5 protein-coding genes and 1 pseudogene are annotated in these 3,806 nt (G+C 70.6%); 4 read left to right on the top strand and 2 right to left on the bottom strand.

Going from position 1 to position 3,806, the window contains the following annotated elements; genetic code table 11:
• The 3 genes and pseudogenes from E1292_RS49740 to E1292_RS55585 all read left to right on the top strand — a co-directional run.
• Nucleotides 1-343, top strand: a 343-nt coding sequence (locus E1292_RS49740) for a sensor histidine kinase (RefSeq protein WP_369334354.1), incomplete at its 5' end; no start/stop codon positions are given.
• On the top strand, nt 343-945 hold the full coding sequence (locus E1292_RS49745) for a response regulator transcription factor (RefSeq protein WP_132606778.1): 603 nt from the start codon (nt 343-345) through the stop codon (nt 943-945). The genes E1292_RS49740 and E1292_RS49745, both read left to right, overlap by 1 nt.
• 51 nt (nt 946-996) lie before the next feature.
• A pseudogene (locus E1292_RS55585) lies at nt 997-1,137 on the top strand (IS630 family transposase); the annotation flags it as partial.
• A gap of 29 nt (nt 1,138-1,166) precedes the next feature.
• On the opposite strand, the gene E1292_RS49755 reads toward E1292_RS55585, so the two are convergent.
• Nucleotides 1,167-1,577: a bleomycin resistance protein gene (locus tag E1292_RS49755; RefSeq protein WP_220447460.1), complete on the bottom strand. Its 411-nt coding sequence runs from the start codon at nt 1,575-1,577 to the stop codon at nt 1,167-1,169.
• A gap of 325 nt (nt 1,578-1,902) precedes the next feature.
• Nucleotides 1,903-2,349, bottom strand: a complete 447-nt coding sequence (locus E1292_RS49760) for a MarR family winged helix-turn-helix transcriptional regulator (protein ID WP_132606776.1) — start codon at nt 2,347-2,349, stop codon at nt 1,903-1,905.
• 81 nt (nt 2,350-2,430) lie between these two features.
• Between E1292_RS49760 and E1292_RS49765 the strand changes: the two genes are divergently transcribed.
• Nucleotides 2,431-3,138, top strand: coding sequence for a hemerythrin domain-containing protein (locus tag E1292_RS49765; RefSeq protein ID WP_132606777.1), 708 nt, complete (start codon nt 2,431-2,433; stop codon nt 3,136-3,138).
• Nucleotides 3,139-3,806: the final 668 nt, after the last annotated feature.

Raw genomic sequence — 3,806 nt, forward strand, 5'->3', positions numbered from 1 at the left:
CGCCGACCCCGCCGACCCCGCCGGCCCTGCCGGCCTGCCGGAGACCGCCCGCCACCTGCTGGGCCTGGTGATGCGGGAGGCCACCACCAACGTGCTGCGCCACAGCCGGGCACGGCACGCCGAGGTCGGCTACCGGGTCACCGGCGACCTGGCCCAGCTGCGCGTCGGCAACGACGGCGCCTGCGGCCCGCCCGGCTCCGGCACGGGCCTGACCGTCCTGGCCGAGCGGCTCGCCGCGGCCGGAGGCGAGCTGACCTGGGAACACGTCGGCGACCGGTTCACCGTGACGGCCACGCTGCCGGTGGACGGCCACGCACCACGTACGCGAGACTCGGGGGCGTGATGATCCGGCTGCTGATCGCCGACGACGAGGACCTGATCAGGGGCGCGCTGGCGGCGTTGCTGAGCCTGGAGGAGGACCTCGAGGTGGCCGCCGAGGCGGCCACCTCGACCGACGCGGTACGCCTGGCGCGCGAGCACCGGCCCGACATCGCTGTGCTCGACCTGGAGATGCCCCCGGCCGACGGGCTGCGCGCGGCCGGGGAGATCCGGGCCGAGCTCCCCACCAAGATCATCCTGGTCACGAGACACGCCCGCCCCGGCGTGCTGCGACGGGCCCTGTCGGCGGGGGTGAGCGGGTTCGTGCCCAAGACGACGCCCGCGGCCCGGCTGGCCGAGATCATCCGTGATGTGGCGGCCGGGCGCCGCTACGTCGACCCCGACATCGCCGCCTCCGCCCTGACCGAGGACGACTGCCCGCTCACCGGCCGCGAACTGGAGGTGCTGCGCGCCTCCCGCTCGGGCGCCTCCGTCAAGGAGATCGCCGCCCAGGTCCACCTCGCGCCGGGGACCGTGCGCAACTACCTGTCGGGAGCCATGGCCAAGCTGGGCGTCACCTCCCGCCACGCGGCCGCCCACCGCGCCTGGGAGGAGGGCTGGATCTAGTGCTGACCGGAACCCCTGCCGGTTGGATGGGGTGATCACGTTCGATAGGTGGACGTGCTGTGGGGCGTCAACCACCGGCGCAAGGGCATCGACCACACCTGGGCCGCCCTCCGCTCCATCTGATCCATCTGCGCCGCCCGCCCGGACGGCGCCCCCAGCCACGTGATCCTGGACAACCTGTCGGCGCACAGGAAGTCGAAGCCGCACCGTCACGAGCGCGGTCACCGAGGACGCGTCCCCAAGTGCTGAGAAAGGCGCAGTAGGTAGCCGTCCGGGTCCTGCACCGCGAACTGGCGCACGCCCACGGCGTCGGCTGTCCGCCCGTACCAGCGCTCTTCCAACGGCAGCCACATCTCGTAGCCGGCAGCAAGCAGTGTGGCGTGAACCTGGTCTACGTCATCCACTTCGACAGTGAGATTGATCCCCCGCCCGTAGGGATGGACCAGTTCCGCGCGCGGGTAGAGACGGTCCCGGCTCAACGGCTGCTCCAGCATCAAGTCCGCCCCGTCACGTTCAAGGTAGGCAAATCGCTCCTGGGGCCGCTCGTAGCGAACCCTGAAGCCCAGCAGGCGATAGAAGACCAGACTGGCCTGGATGTCGGAACAGATCAGTTCAGGGACAAGGAGCGACACCTCGTCACTCTGGCAGTCACCGAACACTGCAGCACATCTCATCGGCATACCGAAAGAACCTCGGGCAGCCCCTCGACCCGGTGATCGTCTCCGGTCACAACATCAGCTGCAGGTGAGCGCCGTCTCCGGCGCGTTGACGGCGGCGGAGAACGCGACCTGTTCTTCGGCGCTCCCGCGCTCGCCTTCACCACGCACGCGGCCGCAGGCACGTCAGGCCGCTACCGAAGATGCCGGCGCGCCCGGACGATGCGGAGGTGAAGTGGGTGATCAAGGACGTGTCCGAACCGGACAAGCAACGAGGTCTCCGGTAGAGGGCGGCATCCCCCTAGCGCCTGCCGCTCACCCCCTCGTGGCGGTCCAGCTCCGCGAGCAGCCGTCGGAGGAAGTCCCGCGCCGCGCTGATCTCTTCATCGGCGAGGGCTGCGAACAGCTCCCGGTGCAGGGCCGAAGCCCGAGCCGTGACTCGGGCGAGCGCCTCCCGGCCGCTCAGGGTGAGCGTCAGCAGCGGGGAGCCGCGGTGATCGGGATTGGGCTCGTAGGCAGCGTGCCCGAGAGCGACGAGATCATTCGCGACGCGTTGCACGTTCTGCCGGCTGACGCCGAGGCGGCGCGCGGCCTGCGGCACGGTCAGGGCTTCTTCCGAGGCCACGCTGAGGACCTGCCATCGAGCCTGAGTGAGGCCTTGCGATTGCGCCGTGTGCTCTCCCAGGCGGCGCAGCGCCCCAGCGGCCTCGAACACATCGGCCACGAGCAGAGCTGTCTCATCGGACACGACCTTCTCCTTTGACAACACATTGTCTGTATGGAAATATGTTGCCAGTTTACTTCACCTTCTCGTCACAGGAGAACGACCATGCCCAGGCCGGACTTGTATCGGAACGTTCACATGGGGCAGCGGGCGCGGCTCTTCGTCCTCGTCGTCGAGCTCGGTGCCGCCGACGCCGCGGATTCTGGCGCCCTCGCACGATTGGCGGACCGCTGCCTGTCCATGACGCAGGAGCTCCGCGAGCATGCCGACCACGAGGACACCTTCATCCACCCGCTCTTGCGAGACCGGGCGCCCGCGGCGGCCGAAGCCCTGGACGCGGAGCATGCACGGCTCGACGCGGCCTTGGCCGCGCTGGACGAGCGGGCGCGCGAGCTGCCGAAGGCCCCCGTGGGCTCTCTCCCGGAGGCGCAGCACGGCCTCTACCTGGTCCTGAATGAGCTCATCAGTGCGTACCTGGCACACCTGCACGCCGAAGAGACCGTCGCGATGCCGGCCCTGTGGGACCACTGCACCGACGATGAACTCGGCACGGTATTCGGCGCCTTCCGTGCCTCACGCACTCCCGAGGAGAGCCTCACCGACCTCCACAGGATGCTGCCCGCTCTACCCCCCGCCGTACGGGCGGGCATCGTGCGCACCGTACTGGCCGCCGGCGCGGACGCCGAAGCCGGCCGTACCCTCTCGGCCATCTCCACGACGCTCAGCACCGAGCAGCGCACGCGGCTCTACGAGGACCTCGGAGCAGCGCAGGCGTGGGCCGCAGGGGAGGGCGCAGCGCCACGCGCGTCCTGACCAACCGGCCGAAGTACGCGCCCGGCACCCTCATCTGCCGGGCGACGAAGGCCACCACCTCGTCCGGGAACTCCGCCCGCCCCCGGCGGGACGTGCTCGACGACCGCTGCCCCGGCGCCGCCCGAGACGGGCTCCGCGCTACGGGTGGGCCGCCAGACGGGCTGATCTTCAGAAGGCGCCGGTGGAGGGCGGGCCGTCGAGGCTGACGGCGTGCTGGTCGACAGGGCCGTCGAGGCAGGCGTCGAGGCCAGTACGGTGCCGTCCGCGTACCGGAGGTCATCTTGTTGCCGACGACGATACGACCACAGCCTGTATCGCCACCCCCTGGGGAGTCTCCGCGGCCCCGTGCGCCCTCGACGATGCCCGTGGGCTCGTCGAGGTCGAAGGCGATGAAGCCGCCGCACGAGCCCTTTCACGGAGGGCGGCCGGCCCGCGGCGACAAGGGATCGCGGGGCAGCGTCGCAACTGCCCAGGACGGCGAATCAGGCCGATGACGGGTGTCGCCCGCCGCCCTGGACGGCACCCAGAGGGAGCCGGCGCCGGTCAGGCCGTTGCCTGCTCCCGCCTCCACTGCTGATCGGCCCAGGCGGGATCCAGCGGGGTGCAGGCGATGTGGTTGGTGTAGTTCGACAGCGTCTTCATGCCGACGCCGAGCACGATGTCCAGCA

Origin of the sequence: Nonomuraea deserti, from assembly GCF_004348685.1 — a bacterium.
GTDB classification, from domain to species: Bacteria; Actinomycetota; Actinomycetes; order Streptosporangiales; family Streptosporangiaceae; genus Nonomuraea; species Nonomuraea deserti.